This is a genomic window from Sphingomonas sp. OK281 (assembly GCF_900115295.1).
Lineage (GTDB): Bacteria > Pseudomonadota > Alphaproteobacteria > Sphingomonadales > Sphingomonadaceae > Sphingomonas.
The window spans coordinates 785789-809862 of the sequence record NZ_FOVZ01000001.1 but is presented as its reverse complement, the minus strand read 5'-3'; the positions used below and the strand labels follow the sequence as shown (position 1 = coordinate 809862).

Below are 24074 nucleotides of genomic sequence, written 5' to 3'. Positions count from 1 at the left end.
GGGGGAGGATCGGGGGTACATCACGCCGCCATCGCCGCCATCACCCGATCGCGCAGTTCGACGGGACAGATCAGCAGGTCGGGCATGTAGACATCCCGACAATTATACACGAGCGGCGATCCGTCGATCCGGCTGCAATGCAGGCCGAACGCTGCCGCGACCGCGACCGGTGCGGCGGAATCCCATTCATACTGGCCGCCCGAGTGAAGGTAGATGTCCGCTTCGCCGCGGACCACCGCCATGGCTTTCGCGCCCGCCGACCCCATCGGGATCAGCGTTGCCCCCAGCACCTCGGCGACCTTCACTGCCTCGGGCGCAGGCCGGGTCCGACTGACGACCATCCGTAGCGGATCGCCCGGCACCGGCACCGGCGCAGGCTGGTCGGAGCGCAGGACGAGACCCAGCCCCGGCAACGCGACTGCACCGACCGTCGCGACCCCGTCGATCGCGAGCGCGACGTGCACCGCCCAGTCGTTGCGGGCCTCGCCATATTCGCGGGTGCCGTCGACCGGATCGACGATCCACACGCGCGACATCGCCGTCCGCGTGCCGTCGCAACGACGCTCCTCGGACAAGAGTCCGTCGTCGGGCCGCGCATCCTGCAGCGCATGGACGAGGAAGGCGTTGGCCGTCTCGTCGCCCGCCTTGCCGAGCGCGCCGGGCGAGAACACACCCGAGCGTCGCACTTCGAGCAGCAACCGCCCCGCGGTCTCTGCCAGATGCGCAGCAAGTTCACCGTCGGTCATCACGGTCATGGGATCAGCCTCATGGTATCAGCAACGCAACGATCGCGTCGGCCGCCTCGTCGGGCGTCATCCCCGTCGTATCGATCCGGATTTCCGGGTTAGCCGGCGCTTCATAGGGAGAGTCTATCCCGGTGAAGTTCGCCAGCTTGCCCGCCCTCGCCTTCGCATAGAGCCCCTTCACGTCGCGCCGTTCGGCCTCCGCGAGCGGCGTGTCGATATGCACCTCGATGAACTCGCCCGGCGCGATCATTTGCCGCACCATCTCGCGTTCGGCGCGGAACGGCGAAATGAACGCAGTGATCACTATCAGCCCTGCATCGGTCATCAGCTTGGCGACCTCGCCGACGCGGCGGATGTTCTCGACCCTGTCCGCGTCGGTGAAGCCGAGATCGCGGTTCAGGCCATGGCGGACATTGTCGCCGTCCAACAGGAAGGTGTGCCGGTTCATCCGGGCGAGTTTCATCTCGACCAGATTGGCGATCGTCGATTTCCCCGCACCCGACAGCCCGGTGAACCAAAGCACCGCCGCCTTCTGGTTCTTCAGGCTAGCGTGCGCCTCACGCCCGATGTCCGTCGCCTGCCAGTGCACGTTCTGCGCGCGCCGCAGCGAAAAGTGCAGCATCCCTGCCGCGACCGTCGCGTTGGAGATCTTGTCGACCAGGATGAACCCGCCGAGCAGGCGATTGTCGGCATAGGGTTCAAACACGAGCGGTCGGTCAGTCGACAGATTGGCGACACCGATCGCGTTCAGTTCCAGCGTCTTGGCAGCAAGCCGCTCCATCGTATTGACGTTGATCGCGTATTTCGGCTGCTGGATGGTCGCCGTGACGGTCTTTGTCGCGAGCTTGAGCCAATAGGAGCGCCCCGGCAGCATCTCCTCGTCCGCCATCCACACGACCGTCGCCTCGAACTGATCGGATGCCTCGGGGGGTGAGTCCGCTGCGACGATCACGTCCCCGCGCGAACAGTCGATCTCGTCCGCCAGCGTCAGCGTCACCGATTGACCGGCGACAGCGCGCGGCAGATCGCCGCCGAACGTTACGACGCGGGCGATCGTCGAGGTGCGCCCGCCCGGCAGGATGCGCACCGCGTCACCTGGCGCGATCGATCCGCTCGCGACCAGCCCGGAAAACCCGCGGAAATCGAGGTTCGGCCGGTTGACCCACTGCACCGGCATCCGGAACGGGCCGGCCTGATCCTCACTGACGTCGAGCGTCACCGTGTCGAGATGGTCGATCAGCGTCGGCCCGTCATACCAGGACGTGTTGGCGCTCGAACTCGTAATGTTGTCGCCCTTGAACCCCGAGATCGGCATTGGCGTGAAGCCGGCGATCCCGATCGAGTCCGCGAACGTCGCATAGTCCGCGACGATCCGGTCGTAGGTGGCTTGATCGTAGCCGACGAGGTCCATCTTGTTGACCGCGAGCACGAGGTGCCGGATGCCGATCAGATGCGCGAGATAGCTGTGCCGCTTGGTTTGCGTGAGGATACCCTTGCGCGCATCCACCAGGATCACGGCGAGATCGGCGGTCGACGCGCCGGTGATCATGTTGCGCGTATATTGCTCGTGCCCCGGGGTATCCGCGACGATGAACTTGCGCTTCTCGGTCGAGAAATAGCGATAGGCGACGTCGATCGTGATGCCCTGCTCGCGCTCGGCAGCGAGCCCGTCGACCAGCAGCGCGAAGTCGATCTCCTGGCCTTGCGTGCCGACCTTCTTCGAATCGCTCTCCAAAGCGGCGAGCTGATCCTCGAAGATCATCTTAGAATCGTAGAGCAAGCGCCCGATAAGCGTCGACTTTCCGTCGTCGACCGACCCGCAGGTGATGAACCGCAACAGGCTCTTGTGCTGGTGCTGAAGCAGATAGGCGTCGATGTCCTCGGCGATGATGTCCTGCACCTGATAGGCGGACTCCTGCGTGCGCGTAGCCATCAGAAATAGCCCTCCTGCTTCTTCTTCTCCATGCTCGCCGAGCCCGCTTCGCGGTCGATCGCGCGGCCCTGGCGTTCGCTGGTGGTGGTCAGCAGCATCTCCTGGATCACGGCGGATAGATTGTCGGCGTCACTCTCGACCGCACCCGTCAACGGGTAGCAGCCGAGCGTGCGGAAGCGGATCGAGCGCTCGACCGGCACCTCGCCGGGTTCCAAACGGAAGCGATCGTCGTCGACCATCAGCAGCATCCCGTCGCGCTCGACGGTCGGGCGCGGTGCGGCGAAATAGAGCGGGACGATCGGAATGTCCTCGAGCTGGATATATTGCCAGACGTCGAGCTCGGTCCAGTTCGAGATCGGGAAGACGCGGATGCTTTCGCCCTTCGCCTTCCGCGCGTTGTAGAGGTTCCAGAGCTCGGGGCGCTGCTGCTTGGGATCCCAGCGGTGATTTGCCGCACGAAACGAGAAGACGCGCTCCTTCGCACGGCTCTTTTCCTCGTCGCGCCGGGCACCGCCGAACGCCGCGTCGAACCCGTGCAGGTCTAGCGCCTGCTTGAGTCCCTCAGTCTTCCACATATCGGTGTGGAGTGCGCCGTGGTCGAACGGATTAATCCCGCGCGCTTCGGCCTCGGGGTTCTTGTAGACGAGCAGTTCCATCCCGCTCTCCGCCGCCATCCGATCGCGCAGGTCGTACATCGCCTTGAACTTCCACGTCGTATCGACATGCAGCAGCGGGAATGGCGGCGGTGACGGGTAAAAGGCCTTCCGCGCGAGATGCAGCATCACCGCGGAGTCCTTGCCGACGCTGTAGAGCATCACCGGGCGCTCGCACTCGGCCACCACCTCGCGCAAAATATGAATGCTCTCCGCCTCGAGCCGCTGGAGATGCGTGAGCGACACGGGGCCGGTATCTGGAAGTTTCGTCATCCCCCTCGAAGTAGGACGTCGGGGCGGCCCGTACAGCATCGTATTTCTCGCCCGCCCCAAAGATCGAGCACTAGCCTCCGATTGGATCCAGCATCAGCGGCGCATGGCGATCGACCAGCGTCGCGCTTGCGGTGTTGAGCCCGATCACCTCGACCTCGCGCCCGTGGCGGCGGAGTTTATCGACGACGGTTTCGAGTGCGCCGACCGCGGTGACGTCCCAGAGATGCGCGTTGGTCAGGTCGATCCGAACGGCGCGCGCGCTTTCGCGCAGGTCGAAGCGATCGGCGAAGATGTCGGCGCTGGCGAAGAAGATCTGCCCGCTTACCCGGTAGATACGCGTGTCGCTTGCCACGTCGTGATCGATCGCGACGTCCATCATCCGGGTGACTTTCCAGGCGAAGAACACGCCGCTGAGCAGCACGCCGACCCCGACGCCGAGCGACAGGTCGTGCGTCGCGACGGTGACGACGACGGTCGCGACCATCACCACGCTCGACATCTTCGGGTGCCGCGCGAGGTCTCGAAGCGAGCTCCAGGAGAAGGTGCTGATCGACACCATGATCATGATCGCGACCAGCGCCGCGACCGGCACCTGCGCGACCCACGGGCGTAGCGGCACCATGACGATCAGCAGGAACACGCCTGCTACAAGCGTCGAAAGCCGGCCGGTGCCGCCATAGCGGACGTTGCCGACGGTCTGGCCGATCATCCCGCACCCGGCGATCCCGCCGAACGCGCCCGCGGCGATGTTGGCCAGCCCAAGCCCGGTGCATTCGCGCGCCTTCGAGCTGGTCGTCTCGGTCAGTTCGTCGACCACGCTGGCGGTCATCATCGATTCGAGCAGGCCGACAGCAGCCATCGCGAACGCATAGGGGGCGACGATCCGCAGCGTATCCCAGGTCAGGGGAACGTCCGGCAACCCGAACGAGGGGAGCGAGTCCGGCAGGCGACCGAGATCACCGACCGTCTTCAGCGGCATCGGGAACCACATCGCGATCGCGGTGAGGACGACGATGCAGATCAGCGGCGACGGGATCGCGCTGGAAATCCGCGGCACGAGATAGATGATCGCGAGGCCGCCAGCGATCATCGCATAGGCCTGCCAGCTGACGCCGACCATCTGCGGCACCTGCGCCGAGAAGATCAGGATCGCGAGCGCGTTGACGAACCCGGCATGAACCGACTTCGAGACGAACCGCATCAGCACGTCGAGCTTGGCGAGCCCGAACGCGATCTGCAGTACGCCCGCGAGCATCGTCGCGACGAGCAGATATTGCAGGCCGTGCGCGTGGACGAGTGCGGCAGCGACCAGCGCGACCGAACCGGCCGCGCCGGAGATCATCGCGGGGCGGCCGCCGGCGAACGCGATGACGATGCCGATCACGAACGAGGCGAACAGGCCGACTTCGGGATCGATGCCGGCGACGAACGAGAACGCGATGACCTCGGGGATCAACGCGAAGGTGCCGACCATGCCGGCGAGAACGTCGCGACGCGCAGCCGTCGGGCCGCTGAACCATTCGGCTCGGTAACGGGAAGATGATGTCATGGGTGTATCCGCATAGGACGCAAGAACCGCGGCGGTTGCGCGGGCGGTTCGTTTCTCAGGCGTCGGTGCGTTGTCCGGCGGATCGGCGGCCGGAATAGCCACCCGGAATTGCACCGGGTCCAGGGCGAGTAAGGGTTCGTTAGCGGAGCGGGTGCTGCATTGCAACATGCCGTGCGGATGGGGAACGCGACCTACACACCTCCGTCATGCCGGGCTTGTTCCGGCATCCACGGCTCCGCGTCATCTGCGGCGTTTAATCGCCCAGGACCGTGGACCCCGGAACAAGCCCAAGGTGACGGAGTGGATTGGGCGACCTCGCCTCGGGACGCTGATCAGCCCGTTATGTGAACAGATCCACGACCTCGGTGCCCTCGCCCACTGCCTGCAACAGCAAGGTTCGGTGGCAGTGACACGGGTCCCGCTCATAGCAGAGCAGCGCGCTCGGCTTCTCCGCTGCCAGCCCGAGCATGATCGCCGCCGCCGCCTGCGCCTCCGGAAGCTTCAGTTGCTCGTCATACACCGCGGTCAGCGTCGCGACGTCACCCTTCTTCGCCGCGTCGCGTCCGCGCTTTGGTGTCCCGAGCGCCTTAAGATGCACGTAATCGATCTCGACCTCGCGCAACGCCGCGGCGAGCGAGGTCTTCGAGAACCCCGGCCGCCGCGACAGCGGGAGTGCGCGGACGTCGATCACGCGCGCTACCCCCGCCGCGTTCAACGCCGCCAGGAAATCGGCCATCGTCGTCGCCTCATAGCCGATCGTGAAGATTTTTGTGGGGTTGGTCATGAGAACGAAGTGGGATTGCACCGCCGACACGACAACCGCTGACACGAAGGGCGTCCCGCGCTATCTGACCGGAATGACCCACGATATCCATGTCATCGGCGGCGGCCTCGCCGGTTCCGAAGCCGCCTGGCAACTCGCCGAAGCCGGCCTCAAGGTGCGCCTCTCCGAAATGCGCGGCAGCGGTGAAGAGACCCCCGCCCACCAGACCGACGGCCTCGCCGAACTCGTCTGCTCGAACAGCTTCCGCTCGGACGATGCGGAAAGCAACGCGGTCGGCCTGCTCCACCAGGAACTGCGCACGCTCGGCTCGCTGATCATGCGGCAGGCGGACATCCACCGCGTCCCGGCCGGCTCCGCGCTCGCGGTCGACCGCGACAACTTCTCGAACAGCGTGACTGAGGCGATCGACCAGCATCCGAACATCACGCTCGTCCGCGAACGCATCGACGCATTGCCGGACGGCCCGACGATCATCGCCACTGGCCCGCTGACTGCCGCCTCACTTGCCGCCGGCATCGGCGCCGAGACCGGCCGTGAGGCACTCGCCTTTTTCGACGCACTCGCTCCGATCGTCCACCGCGACTCAATCGACATGGACACCGCGTGGTTCGCGTCGCGCTGGGACAAGGGCGAGGGCAAGGACTACATCAACTGCCCGATGGACAAGGACCAGTATCTCGCCTTCCACCAGGGCCTGATCGATGGCGAGAAGACCCCGTTCAAGGAGTGGGAGAAGGACACGCCCTATTTCGACGGCTGCATGCCGATCGAGGTGATGGCCGAGCGCGGCGTCGACACGCTGCGCTACGGGCCGATGAAGCCGGTCGGGCTCGACAACCCGAAGACCGGGCGCTGGCCGCACGCGGTCGTCCAGCTTCGGCAGGACAATGCGCAGGGCACGCTGTGGAACATCGTCGGCTTCCAAACCAAGATGAAGCACGCCGACCAGGTCCGGCTGTTCCGGACGATTCCGGGTCTCGAGAACGCCGAGTTCGCGCGGCTGGGCGGGCTGCACCGCAACACCTTCATTCGCTCGCCCGAACTGCTCGACGAGACGCTGCGACTGAAGTCGCGCCCCAACATCCGCTTCGCCGGCCAGATCACCGGCTGCGAGGGCTACATCGAGAGTTGCGGGATCGGCATGCTCGCCGGGCTGTTCGCCGCGGCCGAACTCACCGGCAAGACGCTGACGCCGCCGCCCTATGCGACGGCGCTCGGTGCGCTGCTCGGCCACATCACCGGCGGTGCCGAGGTCGAGACGTATCAGCCGATGAACGTCAATTTCGGGCTGTTCCCGCCGATCCCCGGCCGGACGAAGAAGACCGATCGCAAGCGGATGTACACCGATCGCGGTCGCGCGGCGCTCACACAGTGGCTCAACTCTCCTCGGCAGGAGCCTGAACCGGTGGACAATTCACCCGAGCTGGCCCCTTCCGCTTGACCGCGGTCGTGGCAAATTCGGGTGCGGTCATCGCGCCGGATTTGTCACGGTCGGCGTCCGCGAACTTGGTCGTCGCCTTCACCGCCCATTCGTCGAACGACAGCTTGCCGTCGCCGTCGACGTCGAGCCGGGCGTAGGCCTTGCGCCGCTGGACCAGATATTCCTCGCGCGTGATCTTTGCGTCGCGATCCTTGTCGTAGCGATCGAAGCGCTTCTGTTCGCGAGTCTTTTCCGTAGCTTCGGGGGCGGTCTCGGGTAGCGGATCGCTCGCGACCGGCGCGCCGCCGGCTTGCGTTACCGGTTGCGGGGGCAACAGCGGTCTTGGCCGCGCATCCCCGTTGAAAATCATGAACCCCGCGACGATCAACGCGATCACCGCGGTCCCGCCTGCCAGATACCGCCACATCGCCGCTGCCCCCACTGCCCACTCGGCACGCTAGGCGCTGTACGCGGCGATCCCCATCCGATTGGTCAGTATCCGGTCAGTCTGTGCCAAGCCAACCGCCCGACCCGCTTCGACGCGCTTGGGCGCACTATAGCGGACATCTCGAACCGTGCCGACAACGCCATTGCGCCCAGCGCGCGCGCGTCGCGTGGCCAGCGACCTCTTAGCGCACGATCGAGGCGCGCGACCGCGGACGATCGCGCCACCGCGCGTTCTGCTGGATCGCTCAGGCGCAAGGACAAGTCCGCGAGCGCCCATCCTTCGCCCGCAAGGCCGATGCGATCATCCGCGACGGTCAGCACCGTGCCGGCCATGTCGAAGAGTTGCCGACCACGCTGCGCGGCGAACCGGTCGATCGCCGCCGTGTCGAGGCTCGGTTCGAGCAGGACGTCCCAGCCGTCGGTCAGCCCTGCCAACCGGGCGCCGGACACGCCGGCCGGCAGGACCGTGGCGTGAAGGTCGCGCAGGACGGGCTCGGCTGGCGGAGTTGCGGTATCCAGTCGCGCCAGTGCCTCGTACCACCATGTCAGCCGCATCTGGCCGACCAACGGTTCGCGCGTCGTCTGCAGGATGCCCGAGAGTTTGTCGTCCAGCGCGAAAAGGGATGCGAGCGCAGCCCGTGCCGGTGTCGGCGCATAGCCTATCGCCAACGCACGCAAGGGATCATCCGAGGTCATTCCCCGCGCATACCGGCAGCGGCCGTCGGCGAACAGATGATTACGCTGCGCTTAACCATATCCCTTGAGCCGGGCTTACAGGGTCGTACCGCAATTGACGGCGCGATCGCTAGGATTCTGTCGGAACAGTCATGACCATCACGTACGGCCTGCGCACCGGAAAGTCGGAAACCGTCCTCGGACGTTTGCGGCGCGACGTTCGCGGCAATACGATCGCGATCATGGCGGCGGCGATGATACCGCTCGCCGCGCTCGCAGGGTCGGCGATCGACGCCGCGCGGCTGTACGTGGTCAAGGTCCGCCTTCAGCAGGCGTGCGACGCGGGGGCGCTTGCCGGGCGCAAGTTCATGACCAGCACCGACGGCACCGCGCTCGATGCGACGGCCACGGCTCAAGCAAATGCGTTTTTCAAGAACAACTTCCGGCTCGGCTGGATGGGGACGAAGACCGCGGTGTTCACGCCGACCAAGACCACGGACCAGCAGGTCGCGGGCGCGGCGAGTTCCCAGGTGCCGATGACGATCATGAAGATGTTCGGCGCCGGCGACGTGACGCTGAGCGTGAAATGCGAAGCGCGGTACGACGTCGCGGATGCGGACATCATGTTCGTGCTGGATACCACGGGGTCGATGGCGTGTACCACGGCCGATGGAACGGCCGGGTGCAGCCAGCCGGTCGCGACCTACACGCAGGACGGCAACGTCAACTATTACACCGTGGAAAAGACCGGTTCGAAGCTGTCCGGCCTTCGCAGCGCGGTGCTCAATTTCTACGATACGCTGGCGGGCAACGTCGATCCTACCACCAACATCCGCTATGGGTTCGTCACCTACACGTCGACGGTCAACGCCGGGTACGCGGTGAAGGAACTGTCGTCGGACTATCTGGTGAAGAACTGGAACTATGAAAGCCGCCGGTTAACGGGCGACGTCAACACCGGCGACTCCGTCAAGAAAACATATTACCTTGTTTCTCTCGAGACCTGCAACAGTTACGCCAAGCGAACTCCGGCGAGCGGCTATCCGACAAACGGCCTCGCCAGCGTCGCGACAGTCTCGTGGAGTGGCCTTCTCAACATCGGGACCTGCGTTGTCACCTCCCAGCCGGTCAAACCCAACTGGTACTATACGCAGGTCAACTACGACGTCAGCAAGTTCATCACCGGCGTGCCGGTCCCGGATCCGAGCAAGATCACCGGAACCACATCGGTTTGGCAGGGCTGCATCGAGGAACGAAACACCAACCAGGGGGCGTCGACGTTCGACCAGAGCAACCTGCCGGCGGATCTCGATCCCGATCTGGTGCCAACCAACGACGACACGCGGTGGCGGCCGATGTGGCCCGATGTGATCTATTACCGGGGCACCGGCACGACCGCGGTAAACACCGGTGTCCAGTATTCGGGCGACAGCACGACGCCTTACGGCGACTATTACGTGAAATCGACCGATCAGCAGACGACGTCCTATACGAACATGATCGCGAACCCGAACCCCGCGTGGAACAAGAATATCTCAACGGGCTACGTATCGTGCGGCAAGCGGGCGCAGCGTCTGAAGAAGCTCACGCGCGACGATGTCGACGACTATGTCAACGCGGACGACTTCAAGGCGCAGGGCGGTACCTATCATGACACCGGGATGATCTGGGGAACCCGGATGATCTCGCCGACCGGCATCTTCGCCGCCGATACCGCACCTTGGCCCGGTCGAGCGGTGCCCAACCGCTACATCGTGTTCATGACCGACGGCGACATGTCGCCGAACTACGAACTGTACGGGATGTACGGCATCGAGCGCTACGACAAGCGCGTAACCGGCGGTGATTCGACGGAGCAGCTGGACGATCACAACGCCCGGTTCCTCGCCGAATGCGCCGCGGCAAAAGCGCGCAACATCCGGGTCTTCGTCGTCGGCTTCGGGCAGACGCTGACCTCGCAGCTTTCTGCCTGCGCATCGCCCGGCCAGGCCTATTTCGCCAGCGACAACGCCGCCTTGCAGACCGCGTTCAAGACGATCGCCAACCAGGTCGCGATGCTGCGGGTCTCGAAATGAGAAAGCTCCGGTCAAACTGGCACATTGGCACCGACCGGCGCGGCGTGACGGTGGTGGAATTCGCCATGATCCTGCCGGTCATGCTGGCGATGATCATGGGTTTGGGGGAATTGATGTACCAGGCGTACGCGCAATCGATCCTGGAAGGGGCGATCCAGAAGGCGGGGCGCGATTCCGGAATCCAGGGCGGTGCCGACAATGCGGCGGCGATCGATCAGTCGGTGCTCACCATGGTGAAGGTGATCTCGTCGGGTGCGAAATTCGCGAGCGCGCCCGACAGGAAGAATTATGCCACCTTTGCCGCAGCGAAGCCCGAGCCGTTTACCGACACCAATGGCAACGGCGTGCGCGACGCGAAGGAGTGCTTCGACGACATCAACGGCAATGGCTCCTACGACACCGATCCCGGTGTGTCGGGGCAAGGCGGCGCGAACGACGTCACGCTCTACACCGTCAAGGTCACCTATCCCCGGCTGTTCCCGGTCGCGAGCTTCTTCGGCGCGTCGCCGACGCAGACGATCGTCGCCAAGACCTTCCTGAAGAATCAGCCCTATACGACGCAGTCCGCCGCGACGGTGAAGAACCTGTGCACATGACGCGCGCATCGTCCCGCCTCGCCGCCGTCCTGCGCCGGCTTCGCGACGACCGCTCGGGGCTGGCCCTGCTCGAGTTCGCCTTCACGGCACCGCTGGTCGTCACGCTCGGCCTGTACGGCGTGGAGACCGCGAACCTCGCCATCACCAACCTGCGCGTCAGCCAGGTCGCGCTCAACCTTGCGGACAACGCGTCGCGCGTCGGCGTGCAGAGTTCGCTGGTGACGCAGCAGCTTCGCGAGATCGACGTCAACGACACGTTTGCGGCGGTCAAGACGCAGGGGCAGGCCTGGGACCTGACCACGCGGGGCCGCATCACCCTGTCGAGCCTGGAAGCGGACACGACCGGCAAGCAGACGATCCACTGGCAGCGCTGTCTCGGGCTCAAATCGGGCGTGGGGTATGATTCGGGCTATGGCCGCACCACGATCGTGGCCGGCATTCCTTCCACCGCCGAGAACAGCGCCGCCGCCTATGATCCGGCCGCGGGCGTCAATACCAGCACGACCGGCGTCGACAACGCCGCGCTACACCCGGGCAGCGTGATCGTCGGTGGCATGGGGGATACCGGTGCGAAGATCGTCGCCCCGAACAATTCCGGCGTGATGTTCGTCGAGGTCAACTACGACTACAAGCCGGTGGTGAGCAGCGGGTGGCTTCCGAACGGCGCCGCGAAGATCCGCTATATCGCGTCGTTCATCGTCCGCGATCGCCGCGATTTCGGCGAGATCTACAATCCGTCGCCGGTCGCGACGCGCATGACCTGCGACAAATATACGAGCTGACGTCCAGTCGCGGCAGGGCGCCGCGACTGGACGACCGTCTCAGGCCTTGTACGTGACCTTCTTCGCTGCCTTCACGACCTTAGCGACGTCGACCAGCATCAGCTTTTCGAGGTTCGCCGCATAGGGCATCGGCACGTCTTCGTTGGTGACGCGCAGCACCGGTGCGTCGAGGTCGTCGAAGCCATGCTCCATCACTACCGACACGATTTCCGAGGCAATCGAGCAGGTTGCCCAATTTTCCTCGACGATGATCATGCGGTTGGTCTTGGCGAGGCTCTTCAGGACCGTCTCGGTGTCGAGCGGGCGCAGCGTGCGCAGGTCGATGACCTCCGCGTCGATACCCTCTTCAGCCAGCTTCTCGGCGGCTTCGAGGCTGATGCCCACGCCGATCGAGTAGCTGACGATCGTCACGTCCTTGCCCTCGCGGACGATCCGCGCCTTGCCGATAGGCAGGACGTGGTTGTCGAGCTTGGGGACGTCGAAGCTGCGGCCGTACATCAGCTCGTTCTCGAGGAACACGACCGGATCCTCGGTACGGATCGCGGCCTTGAGCAGGCCCTTCGCATCCGCTGCATCATACGGCGCGATCACGATCAGGCCGGGGACGCTGGCATACCACGCCGCGAAGTTGTGCGAATGCTGAGCACCCACGCGCGACGCGGCGCCGTTGGGACCACGGAACACGATCGGGCAGCGCATCTGGCCACCCGACATGTAGTTGGTCTTGGCGGCCGAGTTGATGATGTGGTCGATCGCCTGCAACGCGAAGTTGAAGGTCATGAACTCGACGATCGGTCGGAGACCACCCATCGCCGCGCCCGCGCCGATGCCGGCAAAGCCGTATTCGGTGATCGGCGTGTCGATCACGCGACGCTCGCCGAACTCCTCGAGCAGGCCCTGCGTCACCTTGTACGCGCCCTGATACTGCGCGACTTCCTCGCCCATCACGAAGACGCGGTCGTCCTCGCGCATTTCCTCGGCCATCGCGTCACGAAGGGCTTCGCGGACGGTCGTCTTGACCATCTCGGTGCCCTCGGGGATCGCGGGGTCGGAGATGCCGACCTTCTCCGCCGACGCGACGAGCTGCTGCGTGCCGCTCTCGGCCTTGGCGGGTGACGCACCTTCGGGAACCGGGGGTGCCTTGTCGTCGGACGGCGTTTCCTTCGGCGCGGCGTTGGCCGCATCGCCGGAGCGCGTCTCGGCCGGCTTAGCGTCGCTGGCGCTCTCGCCCTCTTCGAGGATCGTCGCGATGACGGTGCCGACCTTCACGTTGTCGGTACCCTCGGGCACGGCGATCGAGCCGATCGTGCCTTCGTCGATCGCCTCGAACTCCATCGTCGCCTTGTCGGTCTCGATCTCGGCGAGGATGTCGCCCGACTTGACACTATCGCCTTCCTTGACGAGCCACTTGGCCAGCGTGCCCTCTTCCATCGTCGGGGAGAGCGCGGGCATCTTGATCTCGATCGCCATCAGTACGACTCCACCAGAACGTCGGTATAGAGCTCGGCGGCATCCGGCTCGGGAGTCTGTTCGGCGAAATCGGCGGCTTCGTTCACGGTCTTCCTGATCTGTTGTTCGATGGACTTGAGGTCCGCCTCGGTCACGCCCTGCGCGTCGAGCAACGCCTTCACATGGTCGATCGGATCGGACTTGTCGCGGACCGCCTGGACCTCGTCGCGCGTACGGTATTTGGCGGGATCGGACATCGAGTGGCCACGATAGCGATAAGTCTTCATCTCGAGGATGATCGGACCCTTGCCGGCGCGGACCCATGCCAACGCCTCCTCGGCAGCACCGCGGCAGGCCAGCACGTCCATGCCGTCGACCTGGATGCCGGGAATGCGGAAGCTCTCGCCGCGGCGATACAGCTGGTCCTCGGCCGAGGCGCGGTTGACGCTGGTGCCCATGGCGTACTGGTTATTCTCGATCACGAAGATGATCGGCAGCTTCCACAGCTCAGCCATGTTGAAGCTCTCGTACACCTGGCCCTGGTTCGACGCACCGTCGCCGAAATAGGCCATGCAGACGCCGCCGTCGTTCGAGTATTTGTGCTTGAACGCGAGGCCGGTGCCGAGCGACACCTGCGCGCCGACGATGCCGTGGCCGCCGTAGAATTTATGCTCGGTCGAGAACATGTGCATCGACCCGCCCTTGCCCTTCGAGATCCCCGAATTGCGTCCGGTCAGCTCGGCCATGATCACCTTCGGGTCGATCCCGTAGGCGAGCATATGGCCGTGATCGCGGTAGCCGGTGATCACCGAATCGGTATCGCCGTTGAGCGCGGACTGCAGGCCGACAGCGACCGCTTCCTGGCCGATGTACAGATGGCAGAAGCCACCGATCAGGCCCAAGCCATAGAGCTGGCCCGCTTTTTCCTCGAAACGGCGGATCAGCAGCATCTGCCGATACATTTCGAGCAGTTCGTCCTTCGACGCCTCGTACGGCTTTGGTTCGGCCGGTCGTTCGCGGTTCGTAATCGGCGGTTCGGCGATTGCGCGTGCTGGTGGGGGGGTCTTGGCCACGATGTGGGAAACCTCGTTTTCCGTAGGGGAGTTGAGGGAGCCTATAGGCGCGGACGGGGCGGAACATCAATTCCCGTCTGGGGTATGTTAGTTTTGGGGGCGTGGGATGGGGTGCCTTGCGCCTGTCGGAGGCACCCGTTCCCGGTAGGCCACCACCCCGGCGAAGGCCGGGGCCCAGTTGGGAAGTCGGAGTAACGACGCGCAGTTCTCAGTTAGCGACGTTCCCCAACTGGGCCCCGGCCTCCGCCGGGGTGGTGCCGACGTAACGGACGAGTGGTGGCGACCGCACTGATGCCAAACACGTCAGCCCCCGCTTCCTTGTTCTCCCGCGAAGGCGGGAGCCCAGGCTGGGTCCCCGCCTTCGCGGGAGAACAAGCTTGCTTCGTTTATGACGCTATCCCCACCCCAAGCAAAGCTCCGGTTGCCCTCCCCTCGCACCACCGCCTAAAGCCAATCGCAATGGCCACCACCGCAGACCTCCACCAGCATCCCTTACGGATCGCCAATTTCCGCGCCTATTGGCTGTCCCGCTTCACCGGCACCATAGCCGTCAGCGCGATGTCGATCGTGATCGGGTGGCAGGTCTACAACATCGCTCGCGAGACGATGGACATCCGCCAGGCCGCCTTCATGCTCGGCATGATCGGCTTCGCGCAGTTCGTACCGCTGTTCCTGCTCACCCCAATCACCGGCCTAGTCGCGGACAGCTTCGACCGCCGCTGGATCGTCCGCGGCACGACGGCTCTGCTGGTGCTGACCGCCGCGACGCTATGGCTACTGACATGGACCGGACACCTGACGCTTGGCGTGCTGTTCGTCGCCGCAGTCGCTTTCGGCGTCGCCCGAGCCTTCTCCGGCCCGGCCTATTCCGCGCTTGCCCCCAACCTCGTGCCCCGCGCCGTTCTCCCGACCGCGATCGCGATCAGCTCGATCGCGTGGCAGGTCGGCACGATCGCCGGCCCGAGCGTCGGCGGGCTGCTCTACGCGATCCACCCCGAAGTCGCGTACGGCGTCGCGACGATCCTGTTTGTCGTCGCGCTCCTGTTCATGCTCCTCATCGGCCCGGTGCCGCAGCCTGCCGCACAGACTGATCACCGCCCCCTCGCCCGCATCATCGAGGGCTTCACCTATGTCCGCCGCAACCGCCTTGTCCTCGCGACGATCACGCTCGACCTGTTCGCGGTGCTGCTGGCGGGCGCGACATCGCTGCTCCCGGTCTACTCCCGCGACATCCTGCACGTCGGCTCGCAAGGGCTGGGCGTACTCGCTGCGGGCATGGGGATCGGCGCGGCGGTCACGGCGATCTGGTTCTCGTTCCGCCCGATGAGCACCAATGTCGGCGTGAAGATGCTGATCGCCGTCGTCGTCTTCGGGCTCGCGATCCTCACCTTCGGCATCGCGACGCCTATAGTGAACCTGTTCGGCATCGCGCCCGGCACGATCGGCGGCATCCCCGTCCAGCCCGCTTTCGTCCTCAGCCTCGCCGCACTGATCGTCGCGGGCGGTGCGGACATGATCTCGGTTTATGTCCGCCAGTCGCTGATCCAGCTCCACACGCCCGACGCGATGCGCGGCCGTGTCAGCGCGGTGTCGCAGCTCACTATTTCGGCCTCGAACGAGCTGGGCGAATTCGAGAGCGGCGTGATGGCGTCGCTGCTCGGTCCGGTCGGCGCGGTGGTGTTCGGCGGCGTCGGTGCTATTGCGATCACGATCGGCTGGGCGCGACTGTTCCCGGAACTTGGCCGCGCGAAAACCTTTGATCCCCCAGAGATCCTAGAGACCGAACCCGAACACGGAGAAGCCAAGCCATGAAGGCCAACTCGATCCTCGATACGATCGGCAACACGCCGCACGTCCGCCTGTCGAAGCTGTTCCCCGAATCCGAAGTCTGGGTGAAGTCCGAGCGCTCTAACCCCGGCGGGTCGATCAAGGACCGCATCGCGCTCGCGATGATCGAGGCGGCGGAGAAGGACGGCCACCTTCAGCCCGGCGGCACGATCATCGAGCCGACCAGCGGGAACACCGGCATCGGGCTGGCCCTTGTCGCCGCGGTGAAGGGGTACAAGATCGTCCTCGTCATGCCCGAGAGCATGTCGATCGAACGCCGTCGCCTAATGCTCGCATACGGTGCGACCTTCGACCTGACCCCACGCGAGAAGGGCATGAAGGGCGCGATCGAGCGCGCGAAGGAACTGGTCGAGCAGACGCCCGGCTCGTGGATGCCGCAGCAGTTCGAGAACCCTGCGAACATCGCCGTCCATGTCGCTACGACCGCGCAGGAAATCCTCGCCGACTTCCGCGATACGCCGATCGACGTGATCATCACCGGCGTCGGCACCGGCGGCCACATCACCGGCGTCGCCGAGGCGCTGAAGAAGGAATGGCCGTCGCTCAAGGTCTACGCGGTCGAGCCCGCCGCCTCGCCGGTCATCGCTGGTGGTCAGCCAGGGCCGCACCCGATCCAGGGAATCGGCGCGGGCTTCATCCCGGTCAACCTCCACACGCAGGCACTCGACGGCGTGATCGAAGTCGACGCCGCGGTGGCGAAGGACATGGCGCGCCGCTCGGCGACCGAAGAGGGCATGCTGGTCGGCATCAGCTCGGGCGCAACGCTCGCAGCAATCCTTCAGAAACTCCCCGATCTGCCTGACAACGTTCGGGTTCTCGGATTCAACTACGACACCGGCGAGCGCTATCTGTCGGTCCCGGACTTCCTGCCCGAACAGTGACAACAGAGCTTTCTGCGCGCGGCACGGCGGTGCTGCGCGCCACTCTCGTCGGCATCTCCGCGCTGGCGATCGTCGGGCCTGCGCTGGTCGTCGCCAACCCGCCCACGATCTTCCACGCCTCGAAGCGGGTGAAGCTGCCCGCGGGCCGGGTCGTGCCGCAAGCCGAAGTGCCTGAGGTCGAGCCGGTCAAGTTCGTCGATCTCAGCCCCGAAGACGCGCGTGCGTTCAACGCGACCGTGCCGTTCTCGACCGATCCGAATCCGGCGGCGCGGCCGTTCCGCTTCGCCGGCGGCCCGGAGGATCTGGCGCGCGCGACGGACTGCATGGCGGCGGGCATCCTCTACGAGGCCGGCGACGACACGCTTGGTGAGCGCGCGGTCGCGCAGGTCGTGCTGAACCGCCTGCGCCACCCGGCCTTTCCGAAGACCGTGTGCGGGGTCGTGTTCGAAGGGCAGGACCGTTCGACCGGCTGCCAGTTCAGCTTCAGCTGCGACGGCGCGCTCACCCGCTGGCATCCGACGGAGGACGCATGGCGTCGGGCGCGCGAAGTGGCTGCGGCGTCACTGTCCGGGGCGGTGTTCAAGCAGGTCGGCTATGCCACACACTACCATACCGACTGGGTCGTGCCGTACTGGCAGTCAAGCCTCGACAAGATCACTGCGGTGAACACGCATCTGTTTTTCCGCTGGTCGGGCTGGTGGGGCACGCCGCCTGCGTTCGGCCGTCACCCGGGGACCGTCGAGCCGGTCATCGCGCAGCTTGCCGAGCTGTCGGACGCTCACAAAACCGGCGCTGCTTTGGCTGAGGCGGATGCCGCGCTGGCAGAGGCTTCGATCGCGATGGGGTTTGGCCCTGTTACCGAAACGACGTCTGCTTCCGTGGTGCCAGTCGATGGCGATACGATCCTCGTAGCCCTTCCCCGTGGCCAGACCGCCGACGGGCTCACTGCGCTCGCGGCACAAGCGTGCGGGGACAAGCCGTTCTGCCGGTACATGGCTTGGACGGATGGCAGCAAGGCGGCGACATCGCTGCCGTTGGCACCAGCCCAGACGGCTGCGCTCGGGTTCAGCTACCTGCGCGATCGGTCGAGCAATTACGAAAAGTCGTTGTGGAACTGCCGCCAGTTCAAACGCACCGATCCGACGCAGTGCATGAAGGTTCAGGCGACGTTGACGGCTGTGCCCGTGCCTGCTGCGGCTGTGCCGACTGCTCCGGCGGCTGCCGAATTGAATGGGGTGCGGCGGAAGACGGTGGTTGCCGCGCCGCCTGTTCAAACAACCCCACCGACACCTGCCGCCACGCCTAAGTAGGAGCGCAACCTGCCCCCCTCCCTGAAAGGGAGGGGTTGGGGGTGGGTCGGCCCGCTTGAGCCACAACGGCTAGGATCCGCGGAAACCGACCCACCCCCTGCCCCTCCCTTCCTGGGAGGGGGGCAGAAGGCAGCCCCGATCAAGCCGCCATGAACATCTCGGGCGGCAGCGCCATCAGCGACTCCGCGCCACCTTCGATCTTGCGACGCAGCGCGCCGGCATCCGGCAGGATCCGCTCGGCGTAGAAGCGCGCCGTGACCAGCTTGGCGTCGAGGAACGCGGTCTCGCCCTCGCCCGCAGCCTTCAACTTGGTCGCAGCGACCGCCATCCGCAGCCACATCGCGCCGACCGCGACGATCCCCATCAGGTGCATGTAGCTGACCGCCCCCGCGCCGACGTTCTCGGGGTTCTTCATGCCGTTGGCCATGAACCACATCGTCGCCGCCTGAAGCTGGCCGTTCGCCTTCTCCAGCGCTTCGGCAAATACCGCCGTCGCCGGATCGCCCTTCGCCGCGGCGACGTCGTCCGCGATCAGCTTGAAGAACGCCTGGATCCCGCGTCCGCCATTCTGCGCGAGCTTGCGCCCGACCAGATCCATCGCCTGTACGCCATTGGTGCCCTCGTAGATCATCGCGATCCGGGCATCGCGGACATACTGCTCCATGCCCCATTCGGCGATGTAGCCGTGGCCGCCGTAGACCTGCTGCGCGTTGGTCGCGATCGCATAGCCCATGTCGGTGCCGTATCCCTTGATGACCGGGGTCAGCAGGCTGATGATGTCGCCGGCCAACTGACGCTCTTCTGCGGTCTCGGCATGATGCTCGAGATCGGCCTGGAGCGCGGTCCACAGGATCAGCGCGCGCAGGCCCTCGGTCAGCGACTTGCCCTCCATCAGCATGCGGCGGATGTCGGGATGGACGAACAGCGTGTCCGCCTTCTCCTGCGGCTCCTTAGGGCCCGTCAGCGCGCGACCCTGGCGACGGTCCTGCGCGTACTGGACTGCATTCTGGTAGGCGACTTCAGCCACGCCGAGACCCTGGAGGCCGACGCCGAGACGCGCTGCGTTCATCATGATGAACATCGCGGCGAGGCCCTTCATCTCTTCGCCGACGAGCCAGCCTGTCGCCGAATCATAGTTCATCACGCAGGTCGAATTCGCGTGAATTCCCATCTTATGCTCGATCGACCCACACGTGACGCCGTTGCGCGCACCCAGCGAACCGTCGTCCTCGACGAGGAACTTCGGCACCACGAACAGCGAGATGCCCTTCGAGCTGTCCGGCGCGCCCGGCGTCTTGGCCAGGACGAGGTGGATGATGTTCTCGGTCAGGTCATGCTCGCCGCTCGAGATGAAGATCTTCGTGCCGGTGATCGCGTACGAGCCGTCCGCCTGCGGCTCGGCCTTGGTGCGGATCAGGCCGAGATCGGTACCGCACTGCGGCTCGGTCAGGTTCATCGTCCCGCCCCATTCGCCCGACACCATCTTCGGCACGTACATCGCCTTCTGCGCGTCCGAGCCCTTGGCGATCAGCGCGGCGATCGCGCCGTGCGTGAGCCCTGGATACATCGCGAACGCCATGTTCGACGAGATCATGTATTCCTGGAACGCGGTCGACACGACGTGGGGCATGCCCTGCCCGCCGTATTCAGGCTGGTTGCCGAGCGTCGCCCAGCCGCTCTCGACATACTGCTTATACGCTTCCTTGAAGCCGTCCGGCGTCGTCACCGAGCCGTCCTCGTGCCGCGTGCAACCCTGCTGGTCGCCCGACAGGTTGAGCGGGAACAGGACTTCGGCGACGAACTTGCCGCCCTCTTCGAGCACCGCGTCGACGACGTCGGGCGAGGCCGCATCGAAGCCGGGGAGGTTATTGTAGCGATCGAGGCCGACGACATGCTCGAGGACGAAACGCGTGTCGCGGACGGGGGGCGTATACTGGGGCATGGTTTATCCTTGGTTGTCCTGGGCGCGGCTCACTTCGAGGAGGGCCACGAAACTGGTGAGTTCGTCGATGGCGAGATCGATGTCGCGCTTCTGCGCGGTCAGCAGTGCGATCCGCGCCTGGCTGCGCTCGATCACGACCTGCCGCTGCGCACGCCGACCGTCGCCGAGATCGTAGAGGTCGATCATCTCGCGGATTTCGCCGAGGCTGAACCCGACGCGCTTGCCGCGCAGGATCCAGGCGAGACGCGCGCGGTCGCGGTGCGAATAGATACGCTGAGTCCCGCGACGCTCGGGCGCGATCAGGCCCTCGTCCTCGTAGAAACGAAGCGCCCGCGCGGTCACGTCGAATTCGGCGGAGAGGTCGGAGATCGTGAAGCTTTCGCGATCATGCCGCGGCTCGATCACCGCGTAGGATTGCGGGGTCGCCTGCAATCGAGGGGATGCTTGTGTCGCCATCCCCGGAGAAATAACTCTCGTTTACGTCAACGTCAATTGCCGCAGAGCAACTTTCCCTTCGTCGACCGTAGCGTCGCAGCTTCCGATCGCGACTCGCTGAGCCGGTCGACGGTCAGTGCCGCGAGCGAGGCGCGGCCGGTGCAGAGGGACTCGCAGGCTTCGGGGACTTCGGCGGGAAAGACGATCCGATCGCCGTCGAAGCGCGCCTCGAACTTGCACGCACCGAACGCGAGCTTGAGCGCATCTCCTGCCCGCTCCACGGTTCCCGATCCGGCGCACGCCTGATCCTCGCCATAGTCGACGCTGACGCCGATCTGAGCGGTCTTCTCGGTGCCGACGACGCAGACCCGGTCCGTATCGCGCGCCCACGATCCCTGCAACGGCGCGTTCGGGTCGGGCACGATCCCCGCCGTCTCGGCCGCAGCCTCGAGCCGAGCCCCCGCGCTATCCGCCACAGGAGTCGTTGGCTCCCGTCCACACCCGCCGAGCATCAGCGCGAGCAGCAGCACCCGCTTCATTCGGCCGGCACCAGTCTGCCCCCTTCGATTCGCCGGAAGAAGCAGGTGCGCTCGCCGGTATGGCACGCCGGCCCCGCCGCATCGGCGATCACCCACACCGCATCCTGATCGCAATCGATCCGTAGCTCGGCGACACGGAGCACGTTCCCCGACGTCTCGCCCTTCTTCCAGAGCTTTTCGCGGCTGCGCGACCAGAAATGCGCCTCGCCGGTCGCCTGCGTTTCCGCCAGCGCCTCGGCATTCATGTGCGCGACCATCAGCACGTCGCCCGATACGCGATCGGTGACGACCGCGGTCAGGAGTCCGGCGGAATCGAATTTCGGATCGAGCGTGAGGCCCGTGTCGCGGCTGTTTGTCATGCGCGGGATATACCCGAAAGCCGGCCCGATGCGACCAGCGGCGCGCAATGTTATTACAAACAGGCGACAAGCCGGCGATCCGCTCGTATAGGGCAGCTTCCGCACGACGTGAGAACCGGCATGCTGACGACAAACCCTTATGATGACGACAAACTCCGCGAAGAATGCGGGGTGTTCGGCGTTTCGGCCACCGATGGCGCGGCCGCGCTCGTAGCCCTGGGGCTGCACGCGTTGCAGCACCGCGGCCAGGAAGCCGCCGGCATCACGACCTTCGACGGCGCGCATTTCCACACGCACCGCGCGATGGGCCATGTCGCCGGGAACTTCGACCGCGACGACGTGATCCGTTCGCTGCCGGGCACCGTTGCCTGCGGTCATGTCCGCTATTCGACGACCGGCGAGACGGCCTTGCGCAACGTCCAGCCGCTCTATGCCGAGCTGTCGACCGGTGGCTTCGCGATCGCGCATAACGGCAACATCTCGAATGCCATGCGCTTGCGTCGCGAACTCGTCCGGCGCGGCTCGATCTTCCAGTCGACCAGCGATACCGAGACGATCATCCACCTCGTCGCGACGTCGAACTACCGCACGCTGCTCGATCGCTTTATCGATGCGCTGAAGCAGATCGAAGGTGCATACTCGTTGATCGTGATGACGCCCGAGGGCATGATCGCCTGCCGCGATCCGCTCGGCATCCGACCGCTGGTGATGGGCAAGCTCGGCGATGCGGTGATCTTCGCCTCCGAGACGGTCGCGCTCGACGTCGTCGGCGCCACCTTCGTCCGCGCGATCGAGCCGGGCGAACTGGTCATCGTCCAGGGCTCCGAAATCCGCTCGATCCGCCCGTTCGCACCGATGGCGGCGCGGCCGTGCATCTTCGAATGGGTATATTTCTCGCGCCCCGATTCGATCGTCGACGACCACTCGATCTACTCGGTGCGCAAAGCGATCGGCGCGCAGCTCGCGATCGAATCGCCGGTCGATGCCGATCTCGTCATCCCGGTCCCCGATTCGGGCACGCCGGCGGCGATCGGCTATGCGCAGCAGTCGGGCATCCCGTTCGAGCTCGGCATCATCCGCTCGCATTATGTCGGGCGCACGTTCATCTCGCCCGGCGACAAGGTCCGCCATCTCGGCGTGAAGCTGAAGCACAACGCCAATCGCGCGTTGATCAAGGGCAAGCGGGTCATCCTCGTCGACGATTCGATCGTCCGCGGCACGACCTCGCTCAAGATCGTCGAGATGATGCGCGAAGCCGGTGCGGCCGAAGTCCATATGCGGATCGCCAGCCCACCGACGCGGCATTCGTGCTTCTACGGCGTCGACACGCCCGAGCGCGAGAAACTGCTCGCGGCCAAGCTCGATCTCGGCGGCATGACCGGCTTCATCCATGCCGACAGCCTTAACTTCATCTCGATCGACGGCCTGTACAAGGCACTCGGCGAGGCGAAGCGCGCGGATGTCCGCCCGAAATATTGCGACGCGTGCTTCACCGGCGACTATCCGACGACGCTGACCGACCATGACGAAGGCTCGGAAGTCGACCAGTTCGCGATGCTCGCCGAACGCGTCATCTGATACTCCCGGAGCGTATATGACGGACAAGCCTCTCGAAGGCCGGCTGGCGCTGGTCACCGGTGCCAGCCGCGGTATCGGCGCCGCGACCGCCATCGCACTGGCGGCAAAGGGCGCGCACGTCGTCCTGACGGCGCGCACGCCTGGCGGTCTCGAAGAGGTCGAGGCGACGATCCACGCGGCCGGCGGCTCGGCGACGATTGCGCCTCTCGACTTGGCCGAGAGCGAAGCCATCGCGCGCTTGGCGACCGCGATCGGCGACCGCTGGGATGCGCTCGACATCCTGGTGCTTAACGCGGGCATGCTGGGCTCGCTGTCGTCTGTGCCGGCGATCGATCCGAAGGAAATGGCGCAGGTACTGACTTTGAACGTCAGCGCGCAAGCGGCCATGATCGCGGCGTTCAACACGATGCTCAAGAAGTCCAAGTCGGCCCGAGTGATCGGCGTGACCTCCAGCGTCGGCCGCAAGCCTCGCGCGTATTGGGGCCTCTACGGCGCTTCGAAGGCTGCGTTCGAAACGCTGCTCGGTGCCTATGGCGATGAGATGGCCGAGATCAGCGCAATCCGTACCGCGATCGTCGATCCCGGCGCAACGCGAACCAAAATGCGCGCGCGAGCGTATCCGGGCGAGGATCCGAACTCGGTCAAGGAACCGACTGTCGTGGCCGACCGCATCGTCGCGCTGGCGATCGAGGGTTTTGAAGCCGGTCACTTCGAGCGAGTAGCGTAA

General features: G+C 65.3%; 22 protein-coding genes and 1 other annotated feature. Of the genes, 9 read left to right on the top strand and 13 right to left on the bottom strand.

What is annotated here, in order from left to right; genetic code table 11:
• Positions 1–20: 20 nt before the first annotated feature.
• The 5 genes from BM244_RS03765 to BM244_RS03745 all read right to left on the bottom strand — a co-directional run bounded on the left by BM244_RS03765 (position 21) and on the right by BM244_RS03745 (position 5938).
• Positions 21–746, bottom strand: coding sequence for a 3'(2'),5'-bisphosphate nucleotidase CysQ (locus BM244_RS03765; protein ID WP_093398097.1), 726 nt, complete (start codon positions 744–746; stop codon positions 21–23).
• Positions 747–765: 19 nt separating this feature from the next.
• Positions 766–2679 (bottom strand): sulfate adenylyltransferase subunit CysN, encoded by a 1914-nt coding sequence (gene cysN / locus BM244_RS03760; RefSeq protein WP_093397453.1) that lies wholly within the window; start codon positions 2677–2679, stop codon positions 766–768.
• Positions 2679–3605, bottom strand: coding sequence for a sulfate adenylyltransferase subunit CysD (gene cysD / locus BM244_RS03755; protein WP_093397451.1), 927 nt, complete (start codon positions 3603–3605; stop codon positions 2679–2681). Before cysD ends, cysN begins: the two co-directional genes overlap by 1 nt.
• Before the next feature lie 70 nt (positions 3606–3675).
• Positions 3676–5154, bottom strand: a complete 1479-nt coding sequence (locus BM244_RS03750) for a SulP family inorganic anion transporter (protein WP_093397449.1) — start codon at positions 5152–5154, stop codon at positions 3676–3678.
• Between the two features lie 68 nt (positions 5155–5222).
• Positions 5223–5278: a sequence feature (sul1 is cis-regulatory element that is thought to sense ions involved in sulfur or methionine metabolism; They are found in Alphaproteobacteria), on the bottom strand.
• 216 nt (positions 5279–5494) lie between these two features.
• Positions 5495–5938 carry a DUF488 domain-containing protein gene (locus BM244_RS03745; RefSeq protein WP_093397448.1) on the bottom strand — a complete coding sequence of 148 codons (444 nt, stop codon included), beginning with the start codon at positions 5936–5938 and terminating at the stop codon, positions 5495–5497.
• Positions 5939–6011: 73 nt separating this feature from the next.
• Here BM244_RS03745 and trmFO point away from each other — a divergent pair, with 73 nt between their 5' ends.
• Positions 6012–7379 carry a methylenetetrahydrofolate--tRNA-(uracil(54)-C(5))-methyltransferase (FADH(2)-oxidizing) TrmFO gene (gene trmFO / locus BM244_RS03740; protein WP_093398095.1) on the top strand — a complete coding sequence of 456 codons (1368 nt, stop codon included), beginning with the start codon at positions 6012–6014 and terminating at the stop codon, positions 7377–7379.
• On the opposite strand, the gene BM244_RS03735 is transcribed toward trmFO, so the two are convergent.
• Positions 7315–7785: an EF-hand domain-containing protein gene (locus BM244_RS03735; RefSeq protein ID WP_093398096.1), complete on the bottom strand. Its 471-nt coding sequence runs from the start codon at positions 7783–7785 to the stop codon at positions 7315–7317. The two genes, trmFO and BM244_RS03735, sit on opposite strands and share 65 nt — an antisense overlap.
• 65 nt (positions 7786–7850) lie before the next feature.
• Positions 7851–8501, bottom strand: a complete 651-nt coding sequence (locus BM244_RS03730; RefSeq protein WP_093397446.1) for a squalene/phytoene synthase family protein — start codon at positions 8499–8501, stop codon at positions 7851–7853.
• A 131-nt stretch (positions 8502–8632) separates the two neighbouring features.
• Between BM244_RS03730 and BM244_RS03725 the strand changes: the two genes are divergently transcribed.
• Genes BM244_RS03725 through BM244_RS03715 form a run of 3 tightly spaced genes read left to right on the top strand, consistent with a single transcriptional unit; the run spans position 8633 to position 11933 of the window.
• Positions 8633–10555 (top strand): TadE/TadG family type IV pilus assembly protein, encoded by a 1923-nt coding sequence (locus tag BM244_RS03725; RefSeq protein WP_093397445.1) that lies wholly within the window; start codon positions 8633–8635, stop codon positions 10553–10555.
• Entirely contained in the window at positions 10552–11151 is a 600-nt protein-coding gene (locus BM244_RS03720) for a TadE/TadG family type IV pilus assembly protein (protein WP_093397443.1), read from the top strand. Before BM244_RS03725 ends, BM244_RS03720 begins: the two co-directional genes overlap by 4 nt.
• Positions 11148–11933 (top strand): TadE/TadG family type IV pilus assembly protein, encoded by a 786-nt coding sequence (locus BM244_RS03715; RefSeq protein WP_093397442.1) that lies wholly within the window; start codon positions 11148–11150, stop codon positions 11931–11933. The genes BM244_RS03720 and BM244_RS03715 overlap by 4 nt, the downstream gene beginning before the upstream one ends.
• Before the next feature lie 39 nt (positions 11934–11972).
• Here BM244_RS03715 and BM244_RS03710 read toward each other — a convergent pair whose 3' ends face one another.
• Both BM244_RS03710 and pdhA read right to left on the bottom strand, forming a co-directional pair.
• Positions 11973–13403 carry a pyruvate dehydrogenase complex E1 component subunit beta gene (locus BM244_RS03710; protein ID WP_093397440.1) on the bottom strand — a complete coding sequence of 477 codons (1431 nt, stop codon included), beginning with the start codon at positions 13401–13403 and terminating at the stop codon, positions 11973–11975.
• On the bottom strand, positions 13403–14410 hold the full coding sequence (pdhA, locus tag BM244_RS03705; protein ID WP_093398094.1) for a pyruvate dehydrogenase (acetyl-transferring) E1 component subunit alpha: 1008 nt from the start codon (positions 14408–14410) through the stop codon (positions 13403–13405). Before pdhA ends, BM244_RS03710 begins: the two co-directional genes overlap by 1 nt.
• Positions 14411–14914: 504 nt before the next feature.
• Between pdhA and BM244_RS03700 the strand changes: the two genes are divergently transcribed.
• From BM244_RS03700 to BM244_RS03690, 3 genes are read left to right on the top strand one after another with little or no spacing between them, the layout of a single operon-like run.
• A complete protein-coding gene (locus BM244_RS03700) occupies positions 14915–16267 on the top strand; it encodes an MFS transporter (protein WP_093397439.1) in 1353 nt (450 codons plus the stop codon).
• Positions 16264–17184, top strand: coding sequence for a cysteine synthase A (gene cysK, locus BM244_RS03695; RefSeq protein WP_056048760.1), 921 nt, complete (start codon positions 16264–16266; stop codon positions 17182–17184). Before BM244_RS03700 ends, cysK begins: the two co-directional genes overlap by 4 nt.
• Positions 17181–18494, top strand: a complete 1314-nt coding sequence (locus BM244_RS03690) for a cell wall hydrolase (RefSeq protein WP_254784253.1) — start codon at positions 17181–17183, stop codon at positions 18492–18494. The genes cysK and BM244_RS03690 overlap by 4 nt, the downstream gene beginning before the upstream one ends.
• Before the next feature lie 139 nt (positions 18495–18633).
• Here BM244_RS03690 and BM244_RS03685 read toward each other — a convergent pair whose 3' ends face one another.
• The 4 genes from BM244_RS03685 to hisI are packed head-to-tail and all read right to left on the bottom strand — an operon-like array spanning position 18634 to position 21769.
• Positions 18634–20436: an acyl-CoA dehydrogenase C-terminal domain-containing protein gene (locus BM244_RS03685; protein WP_093397437.1), complete on the bottom strand. Its 1803-nt coding sequence runs from the start codon at positions 20434–20436 to the stop codon at positions 18634–18636.
• A 3-nt stretch (positions 20437–20439) separates the two neighbouring features.
• Positions 20440–20892, bottom strand: coding sequence for a MerR family transcriptional regulator (locus BM244_RS03680; protein ID WP_056049049.1), 453 nt, complete (start codon positions 20890–20892; stop codon positions 20440–20442).
• Positions 20893–20924: 32 nt separating this feature from the next.
• Complete coding sequence (locus tag BM244_RS03675) at positions 20925–21410, bottom strand: hypothetical protein (protein WP_093397436.1); 486 nt, start codon at positions 21408–21410, stop codon at positions 20925–20927.
• Positions 21407–21769, bottom strand: coding sequence for a phosphoribosyl-AMP cyclohydrolase (gene hisI, locus BM244_RS03670; protein WP_093398092.1), 363 nt, complete (start codon positions 21767–21769; stop codon positions 21407–21409). The genes BM244_RS03675 and hisI overlap by 4 nt, the downstream gene beginning before the upstream one ends.
• Before the next feature lie 120 nt (positions 21770–21889).
• On the opposite strand from hisI, the gene purF reads away from it, so the two are divergent.
• A complete protein-coding gene (gene purF, locus BM244_RS03665) occupies positions 21890–23347 on the top strand; it encodes an amidophosphoribosyltransferase (RefSeq protein ID WP_056058607.1) in 1458 nt (485 codons plus the stop codon).
• A gap of 16 nt (positions 23348–23363) precedes the next feature.
• Positions 23364–24074, top strand: coding sequence for an SDR family NAD(P)-dependent oxidoreductase (locus BM244_RS03660; RefSeq protein ID WP_093397434.1), 711 nt, complete (start codon positions 23364–23366; stop codon positions 24072–24074).